General features: G+C 66.2%; 1 protein-coding gene. It reads left to right on the forward strand.

The features are described from left to right. The coding region (locus AC1DYG_RS19805) for a cytochrome P450 family protein (RefSeq protein WP_477641557.1) at nt 1–443 on the forward strand (443 nt) is incomplete at both ends.

Consider the following 443-nt stretch of genomic DNA (forward strand, 5'->3'; position numbering starts at 1 on the left):
GGCCATCGCCGAGCTGATCGGTGTGCCGCAGGAGGAYCGCGGCAAGGTCTTCGASTGGTCCAACCAGATGACCTCGTACGACGACCCCGAGTTCGCCGACATCGACCCGGCTGCCGCGTCGATGGAGATCCTCGGATACGCGTACCAGCTGGCCGAGGCGCGCAAGCAGAACCCGGGCGACGACCTCGTCACCACGCTCATCGAGGCGGACGTCGACGGCGACGAGCTCAGYCCSGAGGAGTTCGGMTTCTTCGTSATCSTGCTCGCGGTSGCMGGYAACGAGACCACCCGSAACGCCACCACGCACGGCATGAAGGCCTTCATGGACAACCCCGAGCAGTGGGAGCTGTACAAGAAGGAGCGCCCGAAGACCACGGCGGACGAGATCATCCGCTGGGCCACCCCGGTTGCTTCCTTCCAGCGCACCGCGCTCGAGGACACCG

This window comes from Pedococcus sp. P1_H8 (assembly GCF_056405175.1).